Raw genomic sequence first — 21,731 nt, forward strand, 5'->3', positions numbered from 1 at the left:
AATATTATTCTTCAACTTCTTCCTTTATTTCCTCTAAAAAGTCTTCAGCTGAGGGTAGATCTGCAACACATAATTCTTCTAATTCATCTTCTGATTCTGATTCAGAGCGATCCTTAGGCTGAGTTAATCCCTTAATGATCACATGAACAGAGGCCACATGAAGACCTGTATATTCAGATATTTCAGAAACTATACAGCCCTGAATTTCTTCGGTTTTTTCTGGTATAGAAACACCGTAATCAACGTTTACTTCGACACGAACTTTTACTAAATGATTTTTAGAATCTTGTTCTACGTAGATTCCCTTCATTCTCTCGATATCTCTACCGAATAAAGTATCAATTAAATTTCCCCCTAAAAGAGAAACCCCGTTGATTTTAGCTAAACAATGTAAAATAATTACTTGAATTACACGAGTCTCTATATCACGGCTGAATACAGTCTCTGGAAATTCAATTTCTTTCACATCTAGTTTTAAATTTTGCTTATCCATATTCCTCCTATGTGCCTATTTCGCTAGCGAGAAATGTAATCTATAGAAATAATAAGCGCTAGTGATTAGTCTAATGGTCGAGCGGTTAATATGCTACCCTCAATGCTTCCTATTTCTTTTTTTTTGATTTACATTCTGTTAGGGTTTTTAGCCGCTTATCTGGCTGTTAAAAAAAATCGTAATCCAATTGGTTGGTTTCTTGCGGGTATGTGCTTTGGGTTCTTCGGAATCATCATACTCCTTATCCTCCCGGACCTTCCCCCTAAGAATGGTAATTCTACCTCGTCTTCTGATGATAACGAACCATCCAATAATATTTTGCATTCTATTTTAGAAGATTCTTCTGTTATTTCATCCCCACCTCCCGTTGATCAGGTGCCTAGAGATACAGAAAAATGGTTTTATCTAAATAAAGAGAAACAGAATGTTGGTCCCATATTTCTAGAGGATCTTCTTCTATTCCTTAGAGATAAAGAAAAACATACTGCAGAAAATACAAATCCTGAGGATATCTGGGTTTGGAAAAAGGGAATGGAAAATTGGGAAAGAGTAAGGAACATCCCAGAACTCAACGAAGCGTTAAAAATTCTTAAATAATCTTAAAAAAATCTAACGCATCATTTCTAGTAGTAGATATATAATTCTAGAAATCCTACCAACTAGCTTTGACAACTCCAGGAATCTCTCCCATGGAAGCCATCTCTCTAAAACAAATTCTAGAAATAGCGAATTTTCTTAGATAACCACGAGGACGACCTGTTAACAAGCATCTATTGTGTAAACGAATAGGAGCCGTGTCTCTTCTCATCTTATTCAATGCCACACGTGCATTTTCCTTCTCTTCTTCGCTAGCAGTTAAGCTTTTTGCAATGTTGCGAAGCTCGCTTCTTTTTTTGTAGTTCGCCTCTACTAATCGTCGGCGCTTATTTTCTCTCGCTACTGCTGACTTTTTCGCCATGCGTTCTTACCTAAAACTTATTAAATTATTTTTTACGCGCAGGGCCCGTTTGACGTTGTTTACGATTAGGGTCCTTTTTATTAATAACATAAAGGCGCCCTTTACGACGAACAAGCTTATCTCCCTTTGAAGGATCTGCTTTGATAGATGAACTCACTTTCATGAAAACTATACCCTGATGGCCTCTCTCCAATAGAGAGCAAGACACTCTAAATTATCGAATATCGCTAAAAGGAACTAATTTAATCTCTTTGGCACTTTTTGACAACAGCAGACTTAACTAGACGATAAGTTCCATCATCTCAAGCAAGAATCTCTTTAGTTCTCTTGATCTTATTAATCCAATTTTATAAACTTATGGAGAGTTTTTTCTAGTGCACTCATTCAATAGACTAGGAAAGATTAGAAACCATAGGAAGGTACTGTGAAACGAACTTATCAACCTAGCAAAAGAAAGCGTCGAAATTCTGTGGGCTTCCGCACCCGTATGGCTACAAAAAACGGAAGAAACTTACTAAATCGCCGTCGCCGTCATGGCAGACACAATCTAGTCGACCTATAAAATATTTTGTTTTGTGCATCGATCAACCTTACCCAAATATGCTCGTGTATTGAAGAGAAGGCAATTTCTCTATATCTCGCGAGCAGGATCTCATTGTCAAGGTAGTCAGGTTATTTTTCATGTTGCTCCATCTAAATACTCTGGATGTTGCAAGTTAGGAATAACCGTATCAAAAAAGTTCGGGAAAGCACATAAAAGGAATTATTTTAAACGACTTGTGCGCGAAGCTTTTCGTCAGAAACGTCATTCTCTTCCAGCTTGTCAAATTGTTGTTATGCCCAAAAATAAACAACAACCTAAATTTAAAGACCTGCTTCAAGATTTTACTCAACAAATTCCCGAAGCACTCAACAGCAAACCAGGAAAAAGCAAGCCTATGACTGGTGTCGAATGTAGTCCAAAGAATGAGAAATGTGAGACCGCACTTCCTTAGGTGCCGTTTCAAAGGCAACCTCGGCATGCTGTAAAGCACTTTTCCATTGGTCAGAATCTAAGTAAAATTGAGCTATCATCATCTCAATTCTCCAAACGTTTTCCTGATCTTCCTGACCGAATTCTGCTAAATAAGATTCTAAAGGAGCTATTACTTGACTTGGATCTTGGCGTACGCCCTCTTGAGACCTCTTTGCCAATTCTTGAAACTCAATCAAAGCAACAGTAAAGTGAGTATATTTTTCATTTCTGGGATCTTTATTAAGCAACTTACGTTTTACCCGCTGACATTCTTCAGAATCCATTCTTCCGCCTTCAACAAGAAGACGATACTTTTCTGATAAAAAGAAGTAATCATCATTACGCACGCCCAATTCTAAGGCTTTTGCCATGAAATCTTTTCGTGCGAGCTCTTCAGAAAGTCGATAATACTTCTGAAGCTCTTCCATAGAGAGTGTATGAATAATTGGGTAGGCGTTACTTATTAAGAAATCACTCTCAATGATATGACATAGACTGTCGCCTAAATTTTCTCCCGTTTCATTACCAAAAGAACCGATTTTATAAATCTCTCTTCCTTCATGAGAAAGTAGAAGAAGGCATGGGAATTCATCAATTTTGAACTTAGTTTTTAGATAAGCATTCTGTGTGCGTAGTGTTTCACTCTGTGAAGAATGTCGAGGAAAATCTACTTCTAAACATATGAAATTACCGTTCACCTTTTTGGAAAATTCTAAAGAAGTAAGAACCTCTTTACGAATTTTCATGCACGAACCGTTCCAATCGGAACCAGAAAAAAAGATTAACATTGGCAGTTCAGAATCGCGGCTTTTTTTCACAGCCTCATTATAATCTACATGCCAAACAAGCTTAGAAGAATTGTCATGAACAACGCCATGCAAACTTAGAGAACTTGCACCTAATAGAAACGTTGTTAATATCTTCAGTTGCTTCAAAGAATATTTCTTCATAATCTGTAACAGGATCATGGGCTTCCTCTCCTTCTCCGAGTGAATAGGACGCAACTCGTTCTATTTAGGCGTCACAGAATGCTCTCAGGGCATTCTATCAACCATCCTTGTTGTATAGTCTTTTTTTTATTAAAACGAAATAAAAAACACCACTTAAAAGTTTTGATCTTTTCTACAATCAAACACAATTGTCTATTGGATTAAATAATCATGTATTTCTTAGGAATATTTATGCGTAAAATCCTTAGATTAATTCTTCTTTTAAATAATCTTGTATTATTAATTTCTCTACTACGTTCCTTAGAAAAACCATGGATCGAGAAACGATCTTATGTTAAAGTCACAAGAAAATATACTCTTCTTTCATATTGAGGCGTTAGTATAGCACCTTATCACACGCTTAAGTTGACGCTCTCATTCGGTGAAAATTAGAACTTCTGAGAGTCTATACATGAGACAATCATCTGAAAATAAACAGAACCTTTATTTGTATAATACGGCATCGAGAACAAAAGAGATTTTTTCTTCTAACGATACTGTGAAATTATATACGTGTGGTCCTACGGTCTATGACTACGCACACATCGGAAATTTTCGCACGTATGTATTTGAAGATTTATTAAAACGGACTCTTTTATTCTTTGGATACTCTGTAAAACATATTATGAATATTACAGATGTAGACGATAAGACTTTGGCAGGAGCTTGTAAAAAAAATGTCTCCTTAGATGTTTATACTGCTCCGTACACACAAGCTTTTTTTGAAGATATCGCCAAGTTAAATATCCTACCCGCAGATGTCTATCCCCATGCTACGCACTATATTCCTCAAATGATTGAAGCTATTAAACAGCTTTTAAATGATGAAATTGCCTATGTGGGTCAAGACGGTTCTATATATTTTTCCATAGGAAAATTTCCAACATATGGCAAGTTATCTCAATTGAAATTACAAGATTTGCAATGCTGCTCTAGAGTAAACTCTGATGAATATGACAAAGAAAATCTTTCTGATTTCGTATTATGGAAAGCATATGATGAAAAGAGAGATGGTCACATTTACTGGGAAAGTCCCTTTGGTAAAGGGCGTCCAGGATGGCATCTCGAATGCTCAATCATGGCTATGGAGCTTCTCGGGACTTCTATTGATATTCATGCAGGTGGTGTAGATAATATCTTTCCTCATCACGAAAATGAAATCGCTCAATCAGAATCTTTATCTCATAAACCTTTTTCTCGTTATTGGCTCCATTCGGAGCATCTTCTTGTCGATGGGAAAAAAATGTCGAAAAGTTTAGGCAATTTTTTCACATTAAGAAACTTATTGGATCGTGGGTTTTCTGGAGAAGAAATTCGTTATATGCTCTTACAAAGCCATTATAGAATGCAATTAAACTTCACAGAAGAAGGATTATTGGCATGTCGACAAGCACTAAAACGCTTACGTGATTTTATTTTCCGATTAGAAAATTCCTATCCTGAAAACTCAAAAGTTTCAGAAAATATAAGTCAGCAAGGAAAAGTATTTTTACACACGTTCTCAGAAGCTATTGCCAATGATTTAAACATAGCAGCAGCTCTTGCAGCTTTATTTGATTTTATCCATCAAACGAACTCAACCATTGATAAAGCGAACTTCACACAAGCTGATGCCGATTATGTTTTAGACATTATGAAGAAAATCAACACCGTACTTGGTGTGATTTCTTTCTCTGCTGATCTAGAAATCCCCAATGAGGTAATGCAACTTGTCGAGAAACGAGAAATGGCTCGTAGAGAAAAAAATTGGAAGCAGGCAGATATTCTTCGAGATCAGATTGCTTCCTTTGGCTACATTATTGAGGATGCTAAATCAGGACCTAAAGTAAAAAAACTTTAGTCATTTTCTGATTCTAAACGACGCATAGCTGGGAAATATAAAACATCACGAATAGAGGCCGAATCAGTAAGAATCATCACCAAACGATCGATCCCTATTCCAAATCCTCCTGCAGGAGGAACCCCTTGACATAAGGCTTCTAAAAACTCTTCATCAATAGGATGATATTCACTATCGGGATCTAAGACTTTTTTCTCCATTTGCTTTTCTAAAAGCATTCTTTGACGCAATGGATCATTCAACTCTGAATAGGCATTGCAAAGTTCTTTCCCCAAGCAAAAACTTTCAAAACGCTCTACAAAATCTGCCTCTCCTGAACGCAAAGACTTACACAAAGGAGTTGTCTCTATGGGATGATCAGTAATATGGTGAGGAGCAATCAATTTATCACATACTAACTCATCAAACAGTGCGGCGATTAATAAACCTCTTGGTGCCGTTGCATAAGATTCTTCCGGTAATGAAGTACGTTCTTTTAAAATATGGCGTAATTCATGATCTGCATGAAGATCGACATCTATATCTCCATACGTCTTGATACTATCTTTCATAGTCATACGAATCCAAGGAGCTTTAAAATCAACAGACTGCGGCCCTTGTTTCAAATGTGAGTAGGTTAAAATAGTACTGCCATCATTTAACGCACAGACTAAGTATTCAACAAGATTCTCCACGTATGCCATAACGCTATGATAATCCACGTTAGTTGCGTAGGCCTCAATCATAGTAAATTCAGGATTATGGGTTCTATCAATCCCCTCATTCCTAAATACTTTACCGATTTCATAAATACGTGGAGTTCCTCCAACAAGGATTTTTTTTAAAGAAATCTCAGGAGAAATCCTTAAGAACACTTCTGAATGCAAAGCATTCAACGTGGTTATAAAAGGCGTTGCTTCAGCACCACCGTAAACATTTTGTAATATAGGAGTTTCTACCTCTATAAATCCCTGAGCATCCATGTACTGGCGGATCAATTTAATAATACGACTTCTTTTTAAAAAAGTTTGACGCACTTCATCAGAAGAAATCAGGTCTAACCAACGCTTTCTATAACGAATCTCTTTATCACTTAATCCTGCATGTTTATCAGGGAGAGAAATTAATGCTTTGCATAGCAAAGTGACAGTCTCTACAAGAATAGTGAGTTCTCCGGAATGCGTGAAAAATAGGTAACCTTCGATCCCTAAAATATCTCCAAGATCCAGCTTCTTCTCTATGAATTTTATCGAAGTAACCTCTGCATCTTTAGATAGACCTTCAACCAAAGAGAAATCTCTGTTGAACATGATTTGGATTTTTTGATCATTATCTAAGATTTGAGCAAAAGCATTCTTTCCCATAGAACGAAAAAGCACCATGCGCCCAGAGACTTTCACCTTAGGAGTTTTCCTATTTGTAGCATCTTCGCTATTACCAAGAGTCTGTGACGCATACTCTTTTTTGATCTCCTCAACACTAGTTGTTCCTGGAAATTCATAAGGATAAGGATTAATACCTAGGTCGGATATTTCCTGGAGTTTATTACTTCTTTGGAGAAAATCTTCTTGTGTTAGGTATTCAGCTTCTGACATTTTTTCTAAATCCTTTTGCCTATTTCTTATTTTCCAAAGATTGCTCTATTTTCGAGAACATAATCTACAATGCAAGAAATTCGATGCTATCCAAAGAAAATGGGTATTAAAAGTTCACTGTAAGATAGGGATTTTCTCAAAAACAATAAAAAAGATGAATGTTTAATTAAGAGAAAAAGAGAACTTTAGAGAGGAAGATCTCCTCTCTAAAATTCTTTAAGAAGAGATTTACTATTTTCTATGCAAAGCAGCTTGGATTTTCTTAACGTAATTCTCACCACCACCATATTCAAATCCCATTCTAGCTTTCTCGGTTCCATTAGCATCAATAAAGACTAATGTTGGGAATCCGTTTACACCGTATCTGGATTTTAAAGCCTGGTTTTGCTCCTTTATATCTGCAGGTTGATTATTGGACTGTGGGAAATCCAATTCCACCATATGCAAATTGTCATTAGCATAATTCTGAAATTCAGAAGTATTTAAAATCTGATCCTGCATTTTTATACACCAAATACACCAATCGGAACCTGTGAAAAATAGACCTATAGGTTTTTTATCTTTTCCCGATTGTTGAACAGCATCGATATAACTTTCCCATTTAACTCCCGAAGCACTCACTTGCTGGATAGCGGGTTTCCCGGAGTCCTTTTGATAATGAGAACGTCTTTTTGCTGCACAACAAGGCAGGGTGAGTAATAAACAGAGAGCTATTAAACTTCCTTGCAACCAACGTTTCATGCAAATCCTCTTAAAAAAATAGTGTAGAATTTTCCCTTATTTACCGTAGTGTATTATCCTGTTGTGCGTAAAAAGCAAGGGGATTTTCACATTCGGGAACAAAGAGCGTGGATGAATAAACCATCTATATCTATAGTGAATCCGTAGATATCTTTGCCATTTTTATATTCGTATGACACATCCGAATTCCTCGATTCCTTTAATTTTACAAGAAATCATTAATCGCTATTTAGAGCCATATTATCCACCATTAGCAAAGCTTATCTCCCTAAATCTCAAGGAAGAAATAAACAGAATTCCTATAAAAACTTCTATACCTATTAAATCAAAAACTACTCCTCAACCTAGCATAGTAGATAAAAAATTAGAAAATCCTCTAAGCAATCCACTCCAAAACAATGAAGAACCTCCCCTAACCATTGTTCATGAACGTATAAAAAAATCTTCATGGGAATGTATACCGCCTCCTCCAGATCTATCCAAAGAAGAAATTCTCAAATTTCGTTACACTACCTTACAAGCACAGTGTATAAAAACGCCTTTAGATATCCCATGCGGGATTTTTGTAGACGAAGAAAAAGATGAAGAAGTCTTATTTTTCAATAGGTTAACAAAAATTGTCACCCAACAAATTTTTCCTTCTCGACTCATCTTATTAACAGGTCATAAAGATATTTTTCACAAGAATAAGAGCTTCTCTTTATGTCTAGCACCTTTAACGATGATACGTTATAAAATGTCCAATGTACGTTATCATCAATCGTTCACTAAGGATGGGTGTACTTGGATTCCTATTTATTCTTCAGTATATTATGAAAATGATCCGCAATTGAAACGAGATCTATGGGTAATATTGAAACAACTACCTTTCGCCTATACGCAGAAGTCATAGTAAACTCCAATATCAATAAGGTATTAGACTACGGGCTCCCTGAAAATCTTGAACACATTACTAAAGGTGCAGGTGTTAGTGTCTCTTTACGGGGCGCAAAAAAGTATGGGATCGTTCATCAAATTAAAACAGCAACAGAATGTAAACGAGTTTTACCGATCCTAGGTGTTATTGGTTCTGGAATTGTACTACCCCAAGACCTTTTAGAACTTATGTTTTGGATGAGCCAGTACTATTTTGCCCCTTTAGGAAAGACATTACGTTTAGTACTCCCAGGAATATCCTCAAGCATTATACAACCAAAACAACACTACCGAGTTATACTCAAACAAAGTAAAGCGAAGACAAAAGAAATGATTCTTTCCATTCAAAAGGAATCTCCTTCGCAAGCAGCAGCTTTAAAAACATTACTAGCTTACAATTCTCCTCCGGGCCTTTCTGAGCTTATGGATAAAGCTAAGATTTCCCAATCCCCTATCCATTCCCTAGAAAAACTTGGTATTATTGAAATTGCCAATGCTGCAGATCTTGAAATTCAAGAAGATAGTTTAACATTTTTCCTACCTGATCCCCATCCTTTATATCCTCAGCAACAATCTGCTTTGGACAAGGTTTCTTCTTCTTTATCCTCGGGAAAATTTCAAACTCATCTTCTTTTTGGTGTAACAGGGAGTGGAAAAACAGAGGTATATTTCCAAGCTATTCGTGAGGCAAGGAAATTGGGGAAAAGTGCTATCCTTTTAGTTCCTGAAATCGCTCTTACCATACAAACAGTCACCTTATTTAAAGCACATTTTGGGAAAGAAGTTGGTATTCTCCATCACAAGCTCAGTGACAGTGATAGAAATAAGACCTGGAGAGAAGCTTCAAAGGGGAATATTAGTATCATCATAGGTCCGAGATCTGCCTTATTTTGTCCTTTACAAAAATTAGGATTAATCATCGTTGATGAAGAGCATGATCCTGCATATAAACAAAGTGAAAGCCATCCCTGTTATCATGCCCGTGATGTTGCGGTTATGCGAGGAAAACTTGCTAATGCTACTGTGATACTAGGAAGTGCCACCCCGAGTCTAGAAAGCTATTCCAATGCATTATCGGGTAAATATATCCTTTCAGAATTATCAACACGCGCTGCTGCTGCCTGTCCTGCTAAAGTCTCACTTATCGATATGAATATGGAGAGAGAAAAGACAAAAACAAAAACATTATTTTCACAAGCAGCAATTAAAGGTATTGAAAAACGTCTTACTGTTGGTGAGCAGGTTCTCGTTTTCTTTAATCGTCGTGGCTACCATACAAATGTTTCATGCTCCTCATGTAAACACACTTTGAAATGTCCTCATTGCGACATGGTATTGACTTTTCATAAATATGCTAATGTTCTTCTCTGTCATCTTTGTAACTCCTCACCTAAAGATCCTCAAACATCCTGCCCAAAATGTCATGGCGTCATGACTTTACAATATCGTGGATCAGGGACTGAAAAAATAGAGAAGGTGCTTCATAGTATCTTCCCACAGGTTCGCACGATACGTATTGATTCTGACACCACGAAATTTAAAGGAAGCCATGAATCCTTATTAAAACAATTCGCTACAGGAAAAGCTGATATTTTGATAGGCACACAAATGATTGCTAAGGGTATGCATTTTCCGGCAGTCACTCTAGCAATAATTTTAAATGGCGACTCGGGCCTTTATATTCCTGATTTCCGAGCTTCTGAACAGGTATTCCAACTCATTACTCAAGTAACAGGAAGATCAGGGAGAAGCCATCTTCCCGGAGAGGTACTCATTCAATCTTTTCTTCCAGATCACAACACGATTCGTTGCGCCATGCAACAAGACTATCCTGCTTTTTACAACCAAGAGATCCCCGGAAGAGAATTATGTAGCTATCCACCATTTATTCGTCTTGTACGCTGTATATTCATAGGAAAATGTCCCAAGTTAACTTGGAAAGAAGCTCATCGCATTCACACACTAATTGGAAAACAACTAGACATTCATACACAACTCATGCAAATCACTCCTTGTGGACATTTTAAAATCAAAGATGTATTTCGGTATCAATTTTTGATAAAAAGCAAACAAGTTCTGCCGATAAATAAAAAGCTTCATGAAGCTTTATTATCAGCGAAACTATCACCCAAAGTGAAGTTCATGATCGATGTCGATCCCACAACAACATTTTTCTAAATAACTATACAACATAGCAATTAAGATATCGACCTCATCCTGAGTATTATATGCATGGAAATTTACTCGTATAAAAGGCTTATTTACAAAAGTCATTAATCCAACACGTAAATTAACCTCATCCAACATTGAAATAAGAAGATCCTTATTGAAATCTCTTAAAAAGATAGGCTGACCACAACATTGTGAATGCAATCCAAAATGTTTCTGAAAATATGCCTTCAAGCTAAAAATCTGTTTCCTAAAATGTTTACCCTCTAAAAGTAGATGATCATAAGCCGCATCTATTGTAATCAATGCGTGAGGAGCTAATGCTGTAGTATAACGCAAAGGCGGAGAGTTCAACATCAATTCTGTTTTGACTTCTGAAGAAGAAAGAATTGCTGCTCCCATAGCTCCCATAGCCTTACTATAAGTCACAAGTACAGAATAAAAATTCTCATATCCCCATTCATAACATAATCCGCGCCCCTCTTCACCAAAAACACCCATAGCATGAGCTTCGTCTACAATCAGGTGAGCGCCATATTTTTTCGAAAGAATTATAAGTTCTTCAAGAGGAGCTAATGTTCCAGAAAAAGAGTATATGGAACAGACGAAAATAAAGATTCTTCCTGATGAAACTGCTCTATGAGAGACAAGTAAAGATTCTAAAGCATTCAAATCATTATGTTGAAATGCTTGCTGTTTCCCAGAGATCATCTTTAAACTTTGCACAACGGATACGTGCACAGACTCATCCCAAAATACCATATCGGTATCTTTAGAGACGTGATAACAAAATCCTAGATTCGCCATATAGCCACTATGAACAATACATGCAGCTTCAGCATTATGAAAATCTACTATTTTCTTTTCTAAATTCTGTAGAATTAGGGAAGGACCGACAATAGCTCGAGAACCTCGTGCTCCCAGTTGTGCTTGAGGAAATTCATCACAATATAAACGGTAACGTCTCTCAATTTCATTGACTAACGTTGCAGAACGGGAGAAACCTAAGAAATCATTAGTTACAAAATCTATCGGGCATTCACTCATTAAAGATCTTTTCCTTGAAATCTAGAATCTTTAACTATTCAAGTGTCTTTTTAGTCCCCATGAAACAGAGAAAGAGCTAGAGAATTTAAAGCTCGGTAATCAGGCTTTCCTGTGCCCAGCATCGGAATGGATTCCAGTCGATGCTGATAGGATATCTTCATTATGCTACTTGTTTTTAAGTTTTTTAGGATATCATTTACTTCATTGAGAGTTGTAGAAAACGTTGTGAATAAACATAGCCTTATCTTCTCACCGGGAAGTCCGCAAACAATTAACGAAATACCTTCTTGTTCTTCAGGCAGACCGAAACCTTCAATAAGCAAGCTCTCTAAGGCTTGTAAGCTTACCATCTCGCTACCGATTTTTACGAAACGACTAAGCCTTCCTTTTAAAAATAACTGACTATTTTTATCTAAGTATCCTAAATCGCCTGTCACATACCACTGATCTCCTCCGAGCTGGATAAATCCTTGATTAGGATCAGCTCCTAGATAACCAGAAAATAGAGATGTCCCTCGAATGACAACTAAACCTACCTCTCCCGATGACACAGGAACATAAGTTTCCTCGGAAACAATCATGATGTCGATACCTTCAATGGGAATACCAACGCAGGATTCATCCTTCGGACTATCGTCACTATTAATTGTAACCACCGGAGAGCATTCTGTAGTCCCATAGCCCTGACGAAGGATAATATGCGGGAAATCTTTGTCTGATTTTTCTCTTAAGGAATCTTTAAAAGCATCACCGCCAATAACTACAAAACGCAAAGAATTTAACATAGATTCTTGTTTTTTAGCGGTTTTCAAAATGTAATCGAAAAAGATAGGCGTGCTACCTAAAAAAGTCGCGTGAGTTCTATCTATAAGCTCTACAATTTTTTTAGGTTGTAAAGGATTATAAGAGAAAACTACAGGCAAACCAGCGAGCATAGGAAAAAGGGCGCAGCAGTTAAATCCATAAGCATGAAACGGCGGGAGAAACGACATCATGACATCAGTTTCTACAGGATCGAAGAATTTCAAACAGGCCTTCTGATTCTCTAAGAGATTCGCATGTGTTAATGGGACTCCTTTAGGAAGTTTCTCCGTTCCTGATGTAAATAAAATAACGGCAACTTTTTCCTCACTCTGTCCTGAGATATCGAATAATCGCATTAACCAGGGGTAAGGAAGAGAAAAATAAAATGCTATACGCACTTTATCCCAAAGGGAGAGTTGTTTACGTATAGTTTCCATATAAATTAGCTGTGCTGGATACTCAACATCATCGCCATGGATCTGTCGCAAATGCTCAACAAGCTGTTTGGAAGTTAAGATATGATTCACATTAGCAAGCTCAATACAAGCTGCCATTTCTCGAAGTCCCTGACTCCAATTAATCATAACAGGAATTTTACCAGATAATAGTATAGCAAAATAGGCAATGTACGCTCCTGCAGAAGCAGGCATCATAACCCCGATACTCTGATCAGGATATTTAGATACTTTTAAAGCTAAAGCTATAATGGCTTTACGCAAATCGTCGTAAGATAGGACCCCAAGTTGCTCATCCCAACAACCGGCATCCGATTTCATTTCTGAACACAGTTTTAAAAACTTCTCTAAAACTGTGTGACCGTCTCGTAAACCTATACGACGTTTATTAGAGTAATTCCAACGCTTATGCATACCATAACTCCCCTAACATTAGGCATAAGGAACTTCTATAGGAAAACTCTCTTTACCCTCATTAAACCATGAAGAAAGAAAAGCATTCAAATCCTGTTTGGTGGGGAATTGTTTTAAGAAGTCGTGGTCTATCTGTTGTATCGTTACTTTCACAAAGCGTTTCGGCATGAAGAATAATCCCCGACGTAATAGGGCTTTCATAGCTTCCTTAAATACTTTACCTAACTTGGGTGTAGATTGAGTTTTATAGCGCGAAAAAGCACTACCCCATAATCCGCTAATACGTATCAAAAACACATTGCACTCCTTAGATTTATGCAATAGCACGTATGCCGAATACTGATTAACTATTTCTTCTTTCCCGTTCCTTGACAATCTGCCGGCGGGATACAATAAAACACTAGCTTGATTATCTAAAAGGCTAATTGTCTGGTTATAAAACTTTTCCATCTGTTCGACAGTCTTTTTACATTCTCTTCCAGGGACAACAGTTGGAACAGGTATAGCCCCTACAGAATTTAAGAACCAACGAACTACAACATCCTTAAATAAATAATTCACTGCAAGAGGACGTACATGAAAACGCGGCCAAAATAAGTATTCAAGAATTACAGGATCAATTTCAGCTACATGATTTGATAAAAATAGACTTCCTTGATTAGGATTAGGTTTTAGAGACTTTAGACCCTCTAATTTTATCTTATAGCGCAATTTTAAAGCGGAGCCAACGAGAAAAGCATAAGTAGCTTCGTAGATAGTACGCCACATCTTAACTATCATAGGTAACCTTTTTCCATAACAAATTCTCTTACAACCCCTCTAGCAAGTTTAACATAATCCTATCTTTTGGTAGTATGGTTTAGCTATTACTTAGGAAAAAAATCACTATGCCGTCTCATTTGCTAGATTATCAAAGAGTTGCAGAAAGTATAGTTGAGAAAACAATCTCCGAGTTAATCCGTTATCGACAACGCCTCCCTCTGGTTCATTTCTGGACAAAACCTGATGGGTCCTTTGTTACTCCTGCAGATTATGCTGTCCAATATTGTCTTCAAAAAAAACTATCAACAACCTTCCCACATATTCCATTTATAGGAGAGGAAGTCCTAGACCCTGTAAGTGATAATGATAAAATTAATAAAATTTTAGAATTTGTTCATAAGCTAGATCCTAAGGCAACATCCGAAGATCTTCTAGAGACATTAACACCCTATCAAGAAATCTCCTCATTATATTGGCTTGTTGATCCTATTGACGGCACATCCGGATTTATCAAAAATCGTTTTTTTGCAACCGCAGTGTCTCTAATTTATGAGGATAATCCTATACTTGCTGTTATGGCCTGCCCATCAATAGACCCACACACATTTAAAATTTATTCTGCGGCTAAAAATTATGGTACATCATTATTTGGTACGGCAATTGATTCTAGACGCCATTTAAAATCTGGAACTACATTAACAGGGAAGTTTTGTGAGGCTTCTTTAGCAGCACGTAATCAACAACACCACACCACACGTTTACTAAGTTTATCACTCCCTGGACAACCCCAGGCTTACCGTGTTGATAGTCAGTACAAATACGCTATGGTTGCCGAGGGCTCTGTAGACTTTTTTATCCGTTATCCTTTTGCTATTTCCCAAGCAAAAGCTTGGGATCACGCTCCTGGAGCATTTTTGGTAGAAGAATCGGGAGGTATAGTTTCTGATATTTTTGGGAACCAGCTAAATTATCGTAGGGAGGATTTTATTTTAGAAAACCATCCCATAATTCTAGCTTCTGGAAATAAGGACATTCATAGGATTACTTTAGACGCTCTTCAGGAACGTTTGAATATCGTTCCTGAAGAAAACTTGCTCGCTTATTAGACATAAGCAGCTAGTTTTTCTTCTACTATACTATCGGATAGAATCACGGTGTCCCGGTCTGAATCTTCGCTCTGTTCATAAATTTCTCTAAGAATAACAGGAAGCTTACTAACCTTTTGTAGGACTGTCTTCGGACAATATGGTTTTCCAACAGCAAGCGCTACGTTTAATAGGCCTCCAGCATTAGCTAGATAATCTGGGGCGTATAATATCCCCTGAGCATGAAGCAGAGCGCCTAAAGAAGCGTTTTCTAGTTGATTATTTGCAGCTCCAACAACTGCACGACAACGTAAATTGCACACATTATCTCTATTAATCACTCCTCCGAATGCGCATGGAACAAAAATGTCACATTCTAAAGTTGGAAAAGCGTCTTTAGAAACAACAGTTACACTATAGAACTTGGTAACTTCATTAAGAATTTCTTGATTCGTATCAAAAACATAAAGTTCCGCGCCTTCAAAAAATAAGGAGTGTAATAACTTTCTACCGACAGCACCAAGACCTTGTATCCCAATTTTTCTTCCCTTTAGAGAAGAACTCCCCCACAACTGCTTTGCAGTTTCTTTTATACATAAAAAAACTCCGTGGGCTGTGTAAATTGAAGGATCGCCGCTTATGCTTTCTATACCACATACCCAAGGAGTTTCATGATTGATGATATTGATATCCCTAACAGAGACTCCCATATCTTCAGCAGCTATATACTGACCCCCGAGAGAATTTACTGCCTGACCAAAAGCCCTTAGCATAGCCTCAGTAGGCCGTGTCATACCTTTAGGAAGAATGATAACACTTTTTCCTCCCCCCGTTCCTGTCTCACTGAGAATTGCTTTATATGTCATGCCTTTGGACAAACGTAAAACATCCGTTAGAGCATCATTAAAAGAATTATAGGCAAAAGCACGAACTCCGCCTAATGCGGGGCCTACTAGTGTCTGGTGGATAGCGATTAACGCATGTAACTGGATGCCCTCACACGTCACCTCTATCACACGCTCATAATCTTCTATATTTATATCTTTGAACACTAGGGGGTATTTCATAATCTTAAAGTGGAAGGATTTGCAATTATAATAAGGAAGTATTGTATAGATTTAATTAAAAGTCAATTAACCAAACCCTCCTCCTTCTCTTAAAATTCCCCACGTGTTACGCTAGGATCCTCCAGAAGATTAAAAAATAAAAAAAAGTCTATAATGAGAGTCGCTTATGTCTGACAAACAATCTTTATCAATCATGCATCCTTGGCACGGTCCTATACTAACTCAAGACAGCTATGAGTCTCTATGTTGTTATATAGAAATTACTCCCCAAGATTCTGTAAAGTTTGAATTAGACAAAGTTACGGGTTTATTAAAAGTAGACCGCCCTCAGAAATTTTCTAATTTCTGCCCATGTCTATACGGGTTGTTGCCTAGAACATATTGTGGAGAACTCTCTGGAAAGTATAGCGGGGAACAAAGTCTGAAAGAGAATATTCAAGGAGATGACGACCCTCTAGATATTTGTGTGTTGACTGAAAAGAATATCACTCATGGGAATATCTTGCTTCAAGCACGTCCTATTGGAGGATTACGTATTATTGATTCTGGAGAGGCTGACGATAAGATTATCGCTGTTCTTGAAGATGATTTAGTATTTTCAGAAATTCAAGATATTTCAGATTGCCCCTGCACGGTTCTTGATATGATCCAACACTATTTTCTAACTTATAAAGCAACTCCAGAGCATTTAATCCATGGCAAACCTGCAAAAATTGAAATCGTAGGTATCTATGGAAAGAAAGAAGCTCAAAAAGTAATCGAGCTAGCTCATCAAGATTATCTAAATAAATTTTCTAGCGAAAAAACAACAATATAAATGTTTAAGGAGAGGTTCCCCTCTCCCCAAATTTCATAAATTATCTCTTTTCATTATTTAGAATGAAAAGAGATAATTATTGATAAATTTATCTGCTTCTCCAGCGATATCCTTAAGTTCAGGGAAACTCAATAAACGCATGCCTTCTTGAATGCTTAGCCATTGAGCATCGCATATTTCATCTGGATCTGCATGTACATCCCCTTGAACTTCTGCCAAAAAGTAAGCAACTTCTTTGCGAACAAATACCTCGTTATCATTAAAAGAGTAGTGTTCCACAAGAACTTTTGGGAAAAAATTGACTACACTTAAACCTGTTTCTTCAACAAGCTCTCTTTCTGCAGCCTCCTGAGGGCCTTCTTTATCTTCAGAATGACCTTTAGGAAATCCCCAATGCTTGCCTTGGGTATGGCAGATAAAACAAACCTTCAGTGTACTTCTATCTGGAGTACCAAAAAATTTTATGGGAATAATACCAAAAGAGTATTCATACTTTGTCTTCATCATAATTAGGGTATATACCTCGAGAATAATATCGTTGAATTATGTCCACCAAAACCAAAAGAATTTGACATAGCAACGTCAACATCCCAATCCTGGGCCTTGTTCGCAACCACGTCAAAATCATCAATTTCTGCAATCGGGTTTTCTAAATTAATCGTAGGATGTAATTTGCCCGTTTGAATTGCTTGAATTGTTGCAACAGCTTCGACTCCTCCAGCCGCTCCTAGACAATGGCCTATAAGAGACTTTGTGGAATTCATTCGTAAATTTTTCACATGACTACCGAAAGCTTTTTTCAATGCCAAAACTTCCGATATATCTCCTAGAGGAGTTGATGTTCCATGAGCATTAATATAATTTACGCGTTCTTTAGGAATACCAGAACTTTTTAGAGCTCCAAGAACACATGACGTAATGCCCTCTCCATCATCTCTAGGAGCTGTAATATGGAAAGCGTCACAAGTAGTATACGAACCAAGCACCTCCGCATATATCGGAGCTCCTCGCTTCAAAGCGTTCTCTAAAGTTTCTAAAACTAAAATCCCAGCTCCCTCGCCAATAACGAAACCATCTCTATCTCTATCCCAAGGACGAGAGGCTTCTTGAGGGGCATCATTCCTTTCCGATAAAGCTCGATTAGCAATAAAACCGGTCAATCCGACACGATTCACTGCAGCCTCAGTTCCACCACAAACTATCATGTCAGAACGTCCGGAAACAAGATGTTGATAAGCTGCATCAATACAATAATTCGAAGTTGCGCATGCTGTAGATATCGAATAATTCGGACCCATAAGTCCAAAATCCATAGCAATAAGCGCAGGAGCCATATTGGTAATAATATAAGGTATAAAAAATGGAGAAAGCTTCTTATTACCTATAATAAGACGCTCCATGCCCTCGTCTAAAGTTTGCAATCCTCCCATACCAGAACCGATGACAACACCGCAGCGGAGGGGATCAGCAGGAAGATTGTCTTTGTCCCAGCGAGACATTGCAATAGCTTTTTTAGCTGCAACTACTGCATAAGTAATAAAAGGGTCGACTCTGCGTGCTTGTTTTTTATCTAAATAAGGCTCGGGATTAAATTCAGGAATCCAAGCGGCGAAACGGGTAGCATAATCTTCGCATGGAAAAGAAGTAATTGTATGAACGCCACTAATACCAGCAAGCAGATTATCATAAAAGGTGTCTATTTCATTGCCTAAACAAGAAACAACACCCAATCCCGTGACCACTACACGTTTTTTATTCATAAAGTTATTCTACCCCGTTAAGAAGCTAGAAGCTTGGATGTAATAATGCAACCGTCTTTCCATAACTCTTCCAATCGATATTGTTCTCTGATGGACGAGACAAATAGATGAATGACGATAAATCCGTAATCTATAACTACCCAGTCACCATGGTTTAATCCCTCTACATGCAAAGGAGCAAGATTATGTTCTTTTAATTCCTGCACGATAGTGTCTGCCAAAGCTTTTACATGTACACCGACATTCCCTTCAGCAAAAATAAAATAATCTGTGAGCTGAGAAATGGCACGGACATCTAAGACAACAGGGTTATTTCCCTTTTTGTTGTCTATAACTTTGGCAATTACTTTTAATAAATTAAAGCAAAATAATTCCATAGAAACTGGCATGAGAATACTCGATTATCTAGGATAAGGTCGAGCTTTTTTTCTTACGTTAAATAATATTCCAATAATACTTTCTAGCCATTTTTCTTAGTCTTCCCTTAGGTCGCACTACCGTTTTTTCCTCACCAAGAAGAAGAAAAGGTAAATCCAAGATATGATCCGAAAAAGTATGACTTCTTGCCCGACCTATTTTTTTAAGGTGGCTGAGTATTTTCGCCTTATTATCCCCAGTCAGACATTGATTTGCAAGCATTTGCCCTCTAGAAAACTCTTGAAATCCTGAGGCATAACACATATTCGCCCCAAGTCTCTCAGCTATGGGTCGAACAATAAAATCTGGAGACGAAGAAAAGATCATGACTTCTCCTGAGGAATCCTCCAAAGCTTCATGAAATTTTTCTAGAGCAGGATAATAAAAATTTTTTTCACCGAGAGTATGTGCAAACTCCATTGCCATAGAAGAAAGCTCTTCAAAAGAAACAGTTGTGAGTAAAGAAGATACGATTCGGGAATAAAATGAAGGCAAATCTAAAAAAAAAAATCGAAAACGCAGAAAAAATAAACAGCAAGAGGGAAGGGTTTTATAAGAGAATAAGCGACGCCCCAAGGCGTATTTATAAAACCCTATACTGCTATTACCTCGTAGCAATGTACCATCTAAATCAAAAGCATATATACAAGATCGTCTCATGTTAACTGCTGAATTTGTCGCTTTAGATCAAGAATTCCTTGATCCAATTCCTCTAAAGCGCGTTTGTCTTCTTCAACTAGAGCACTATATTGCATAGCACGATCAAAATCTAGACCCGAAGATCCAAGAAGTTTTTTATCTTGCTCTAATTTATCTTTCAATTCCTTGCGACGCTCTTGTCTCTGAAACAAAACCTGTCGCATATTTGTGAGTTTTTCACGAGAATCAGGAGAAGACAGCAGTTGTTCTTCAAAAAACGCTGCTATATGCTGCAAAGTTAGATTTAATCGATTATCTAAGGCTATTCTTTCCGAAGCAGATAGAAAAACTGCTTTGGTTAAAGATTCTTTCAGTTCTTGCCAATCTGAACGGGCCTCTGGATGAATATCTCCAGAAATACACTTTTCAGAAAACACATGGATCTTATCACTCAATTCTTTAATAGCTTCTTGTCTGATCTGTTTATCTCGAGCTAATTGTTCTTGATAAACCTGTTCTGCAGCCTCCTGTCTTTCGCGAAGCTTTTCAAAAAGAATTTGCAGTTCTGCTTTTAAGGCAACAACATCATCATGAACCAGATCTAGAGCACGTATACGTTTTGCAGCCGCATCTAAATCCTTGCGAACTTTGAAAAGATCGCTACCCTCTTCCAACATCTGGGCTATACTTGTTAATTGCTCACGAACATCTTTAGAGTTTTCTGCCGATGTCACTCTTAACCGACTTTGCTCCTGACGAATTTCTTTTTCTAGACCTTTAAGTTGATCCCAACATTTACTTAGTTTCAAACGAGTATCAGAAAATACGGTAGAGGAAACAGCTAAGCATTTAGCAGCTTGCTGTAGATTTTTGATTTCTTTCCGTAAAAAAAAAACGGAACGTTTTAATGTGTCCTTATCTGCACGAGAAAAATACTTGGAAACAAAAGATTCAACATCTTCTGAAAAAGCTTCACTGACCTTCTCAATAAGTTCTTTTCTTTTCGGAAACACTTGATTCCCTAAAGAGGATAAACGTTGGAAAAACTTACTTTTCAGCCGCATGCGCATACCAACATTCATCAATTCTTTTCGCAAATCAATGATTCTTGCGGAAAAACTACTTAACCAAACTAATGAGGCATGCAAATCCTTATAAAAGGTCTTGCGTTTTTCCAAAGTTTGAGTCTCTAAAAATACGGACTGTTCTTCTTGTACTGTCAGAGGATTGGTTCCGTCTAAAAAACTAGTTATATCTTGCTCAAGACAAGATATGGCTAACTCAATCTGTCCAACAACAAAAGTCCCTTCTTCATCTTGTAAGGATTTAATATGCCGTCCTTCCTTCGTTAAATCAATGTAGCGACGCCAAAATTCAGCCCGCTTACCAACGTTTTCTACTTGATGGAATAATGGAAGACAGTGCTTTCGTATCGCCCAAAACAGCTTTAAATTCGCTCCTTGGTTGTTTCTTAACGCTTGCTCCATTTTCTCTAAACTAAAAGCTACTTGATCTTCTATCAACGAAAATCTAGATAACTCTTGAGTAAATATGGTAAAGGATTCATTAGTCATTGCGGCGTCAGAAATATCATCACGTTTGGATTTCGATTCCTCACTAGAAACCACTATAGAACCTTGTTTTGCTTCTAAAGAATGAAAGCTGTTGTCTGAAGTATCCATAATAACAACTTAGGGTGTAGGGCTTGACAAAGAAATAATGAATAGAAGATAAAGTTTGCCCCCGTACTACATTATCGTCAATCGTTTT

The 21,731-nt window shown here is 37.4% G+C and carries 23 protein-coding genes; 8 read left to right on the forward strand and 15 right to left on the reverse strand.

Annotated elements, in window-relative coordinates; genetic code table 11:
* Positions 1–4 precede the first annotated feature (4 nt).
* Entirely contained in the window at positions 5–493 is a 489-nt protein-coding gene (locus tag C10C_RS04205) for an Asp23/Gls24 family envelope stress response protein (RefSeq protein ID WP_117274577.1), read from the reverse strand.
* Between the two features lie 90 nt (positions 494–583).
* Here C10C_RS04205 and C10C_RS04210 point away from each other — a divergent pair, with 90 nt between their 5' ends.
* Positions 584–1,090 carry a DUF4339 domain-containing protein gene (locus C10C_RS04210; RefSeq protein ID WP_117274578.1) on the forward strand — a complete coding sequence of 169 codons (507 nt, stop codon included), beginning with the start codon at positions 584–586 and terminating at the stop codon, positions 1,088–1,090.
* Between the two features lie 55 nt (positions 1,091–1,145).
* Here the strand turns inward: C10C_RS04210 and rpsN are convergent, their stop codons facing one another.
* Positions 1,146–1,451, reverse strand: a complete 306-nt coding sequence (gene rpsN / locus C10C_RS04215) for a 30S ribosomal protein S14 (protein ID WP_117274579.1) — start codon at positions 1,449–1,451, stop codon at positions 1,146–1,148.
* A gap of 25 nt (positions 1,452–1,476) precedes the next feature.
* Positions 1,477–1,614, reverse strand: a complete 138-nt coding sequence (gene rpmJ / locus C10C_RS04220; RefSeq protein ID WP_117274580.1) for a 50S ribosomal protein L36 — start codon at positions 1,612–1,614, stop codon at positions 1,477–1,479.
* A gap of 261 nt (positions 1,615–1,875) precedes the next feature.
* Between rpmJ and rpmH the strand changes: the two genes are divergently transcribed.
* On the forward strand, positions 1,876–2,013 hold the full coding sequence (rpmH, locus tag C10C_RS04225; RefSeq protein ID WP_020359129.1) for a 50S ribosomal protein L34: 138 nt from the start codon (positions 1,876–1,878) through the stop codon (positions 2,011–2,013).
* A 13-nt stretch (positions 2,014–2,026) separates the two neighbouring features.
* Entirely contained in the window at positions 2,027–2,446 is a 420-nt protein-coding gene (gene rnpA / locus C10C_RS04230) for a ribonuclease P protein component (RefSeq protein WP_117274581.1), read from the forward strand.
* Here the strand turns inward: rnpA and C10C_RS04235 are convergent.
* The gene (locus C10C_RS04235; RefSeq protein ID WP_117274582.1) at positions 2,388–3,434 is read right to left on the reverse strand and encodes a thioredoxin family protein; all 1,047 of its coding nucleotides are present in this window, start codon (positions 3,432–3,434) and stop codon (positions 2,388–2,390) included. The two genes, rnpA and C10C_RS04235, sit on opposite strands and share 59 nt — an antisense overlap.
* 433 nt (positions 3,435–3,867) lie before the next feature.
* Here C10C_RS04235 and cysS point away from each other — a divergent pair, with 433 nt between their 5' ends.
* On the forward strand, positions 3,868–5,295 hold the full coding sequence (gene cysS, locus C10C_RS04240; RefSeq protein WP_117274583.1) for a cysteine--tRNA ligase: 1,428 nt from the start codon (positions 3,868–3,870) through the stop codon (positions 5,293–5,295).
* Here cysS and lysS read toward each other — a convergent pair.
* Complete coding sequence (lysS, locus tag C10C_RS04245; protein WP_117274584.1) at positions 5,292–6,869, reverse strand: lysine--tRNA ligase; 1,578 nt, start codon at positions 6,867–6,869, stop codon at positions 5,292–5,294. The genes cysS and lysS overlap by 4 nt on opposite strands.
* Positions 6,870–7,100: 231 nt before the next feature.
* Positions 7,101–7,610: a disulfide reductase DsbH gene (dsbH, locus tag C10C_RS04250; RefSeq protein ID WP_174222237.1), complete on the reverse strand. Its 510-nt coding sequence runs from the start codon at positions 7,608–7,610 to the stop codon at positions 7,101–7,103.
* A 172-nt stretch (positions 7,611–7,782) separates the two neighbouring features.
* Between dsbH and C10C_RS04255 the strand changes: the two genes are divergently transcribed.
* Positions 7,783–8,502, forward strand: coding sequence for a hypothetical protein (locus C10C_RS04255; RefSeq protein ID WP_117274586.1), 720 nt, complete (start codon positions 7,783–7,785; stop codon positions 8,500–8,502).
* Positions 8,454–10,703, forward strand: a complete 2,250-nt coding sequence (gene priA, locus C10C_RS04260; RefSeq protein ID WP_117274587.1) for a primosomal protein N' — start codon at positions 8,454–8,456, stop codon at positions 10,701–10,703. Before C10C_RS04255 ends, priA begins: the two co-directional genes overlap by 49 nt.
* On the opposite strand, the gene C10C_RS04265 is transcribed toward priA, so the two are convergent.
* From C10C_RS04265 to C10C_RS04275, 3 genes are read right to left on the reverse strand one after another with little or no spacing between them, the layout of a single operon-like run.
* Positions 10,650–11,741 carry an aminotransferase class I/II-fold pyridoxal phosphate-dependent enzyme gene (locus C10C_RS04265; protein WP_117274588.1) on the reverse strand — a complete coding sequence of 364 codons (1,092 nt, stop codon included), beginning with the start codon at positions 11,739–11,741 and terminating at the stop codon, positions 10,650–10,652. The genes priA and C10C_RS04265 overlap by 54 nt on opposite strands.
* 50 nt (positions 11,742–11,791) lie before the next feature.
* Positions 11,792–13,414: an AMP-binding protein gene (locus C10C_RS04270; RefSeq protein WP_117274589.1), complete on the reverse strand. Its 1,623-nt coding sequence runs from the start codon at positions 13,412–13,414 to the stop codon at positions 11,792–11,794.
* Between the two features lie 18 nt (positions 13,415–13,432).
* Positions 13,433–14,194: a lysophospholipid acyltransferase family protein gene (locus tag C10C_RS04275; protein WP_117274590.1), complete on the reverse strand. Its 762-nt coding sequence runs from the start codon at positions 14,192–14,194 to the stop codon at positions 13,433–13,435.
* Between the two features lie 107 nt (positions 14,195–14,301).
* Here C10C_RS04275 and C10C_RS04280 point away from each other — a divergent pair, with 107 nt between their 5' ends.
* On the forward strand, positions 14,302–15,282 hold the full coding sequence (locus tag C10C_RS04280; protein ID WP_117274591.1) for an inositol monophosphatase family protein: 981 nt from the start codon (positions 14,302–14,304) through the stop codon (positions 15,280–15,282).
* On the opposite strand, the gene C10C_RS04285 is transcribed toward C10C_RS04280, so the two are convergent.
* Entirely contained in the window at positions 15,279–16,328 is a 1,050-nt protein-coding gene (locus tag C10C_RS04285) for a Glu/Leu/Phe/Val dehydrogenase family protein (RefSeq protein WP_117274592.1), read from the reverse strand. The two genes, C10C_RS04280 and C10C_RS04285, sit on opposite strands and share 4 nt — an antisense overlap.
* Positions 16,329–16,494: 166 nt before the next feature.
* Here C10C_RS04285 and C10C_RS04290 point away from each other — a divergent pair, with 166 nt between their 5' ends.
* Complete coding sequence (locus C10C_RS04290; RefSeq protein WP_117274593.1) at positions 16,495–17,145, forward strand: inorganic pyrophosphatase; 651 nt, start codon at positions 16,495–16,497, stop codon at positions 17,143–17,145.
* A 57-nt stretch (positions 17,146–17,202) separates the two neighbouring features.
* Here the strand turns inward: C10C_RS04290 and C10C_RS04295 are convergent, their stop codons facing one another.
* Genes C10C_RS04295 through C10C_RS04315 form a run of 5 tightly spaced genes read right to left on the reverse strand, consistent with a single transcriptional unit; the run spans position 17,203 to position 21,643 of the window.
* The gene (locus tag C10C_RS04295; RefSeq protein ID WP_117274594.1) at positions 17,203–17,652 is read right to left on the reverse strand and encodes a bis(5'-nucleosyl)-tetraphosphatase; all 450 of its coding nucleotides are present in this window, start codon (positions 17,650–17,652) and stop codon (positions 17,203–17,205) included.
* A gap of 2 nt (positions 17,653–17,654) precedes the next feature.
* Positions 17,655–18,905: a beta-ketoacyl-ACP synthase II gene (fabF, locus tag C10C_RS04300; protein WP_117274595.1), complete on the reverse strand. Its 1,251-nt coding sequence runs from the start codon at positions 18,903–18,905 to the stop codon at positions 17,655–17,657.
* A 17-nt stretch (positions 18,906–18,922) separates the two neighbouring features.
* The gene (rsfS, locus tag C10C_RS04305; protein ID WP_117274784.1) at positions 18,923–19,282 is read right to left on the reverse strand and encodes a ribosome silencing factor; all 360 of its coding nucleotides are present in this window, start codon (positions 19,280–19,282) and stop codon (positions 18,923–18,925) included.
* A 58-nt stretch (positions 19,283–19,340) separates the two neighbouring features.
* The gene (locus C10C_RS04310; RefSeq protein WP_117274596.1) at positions 19,341–19,982 is read right to left on the reverse strand and encodes a haloacid dehalogenase-like hydrolase; all 642 of its coding nucleotides are present in this window, start codon (positions 19,980–19,982) and stop codon (positions 19,341–19,343) included.
* Positions 19,979–21,643, reverse strand: a complete 1,665-nt coding sequence (locus C10C_RS04315; RefSeq protein ID WP_117274597.1) for a coiled-coil domain-containing protein — start codon at positions 21,641–21,643, stop codon at positions 19,979–19,981. The genes C10C_RS04310 and C10C_RS04315 overlap by 4 nt, the downstream gene beginning before the upstream one ends.
* Positions 21,644–21,731 lie beyond the last annotated feature (88 nt).

It is taken from the genome of Chlamydia poikilotherma, assembly GCF_900239975.1.
Classification (GTDB): domain Bacteria; phylum Chlamydiota; class Chlamydiia; order Chlamydiales; family Chlamydiaceae; genus Chlamydia; species Chlamydia poikilotherma.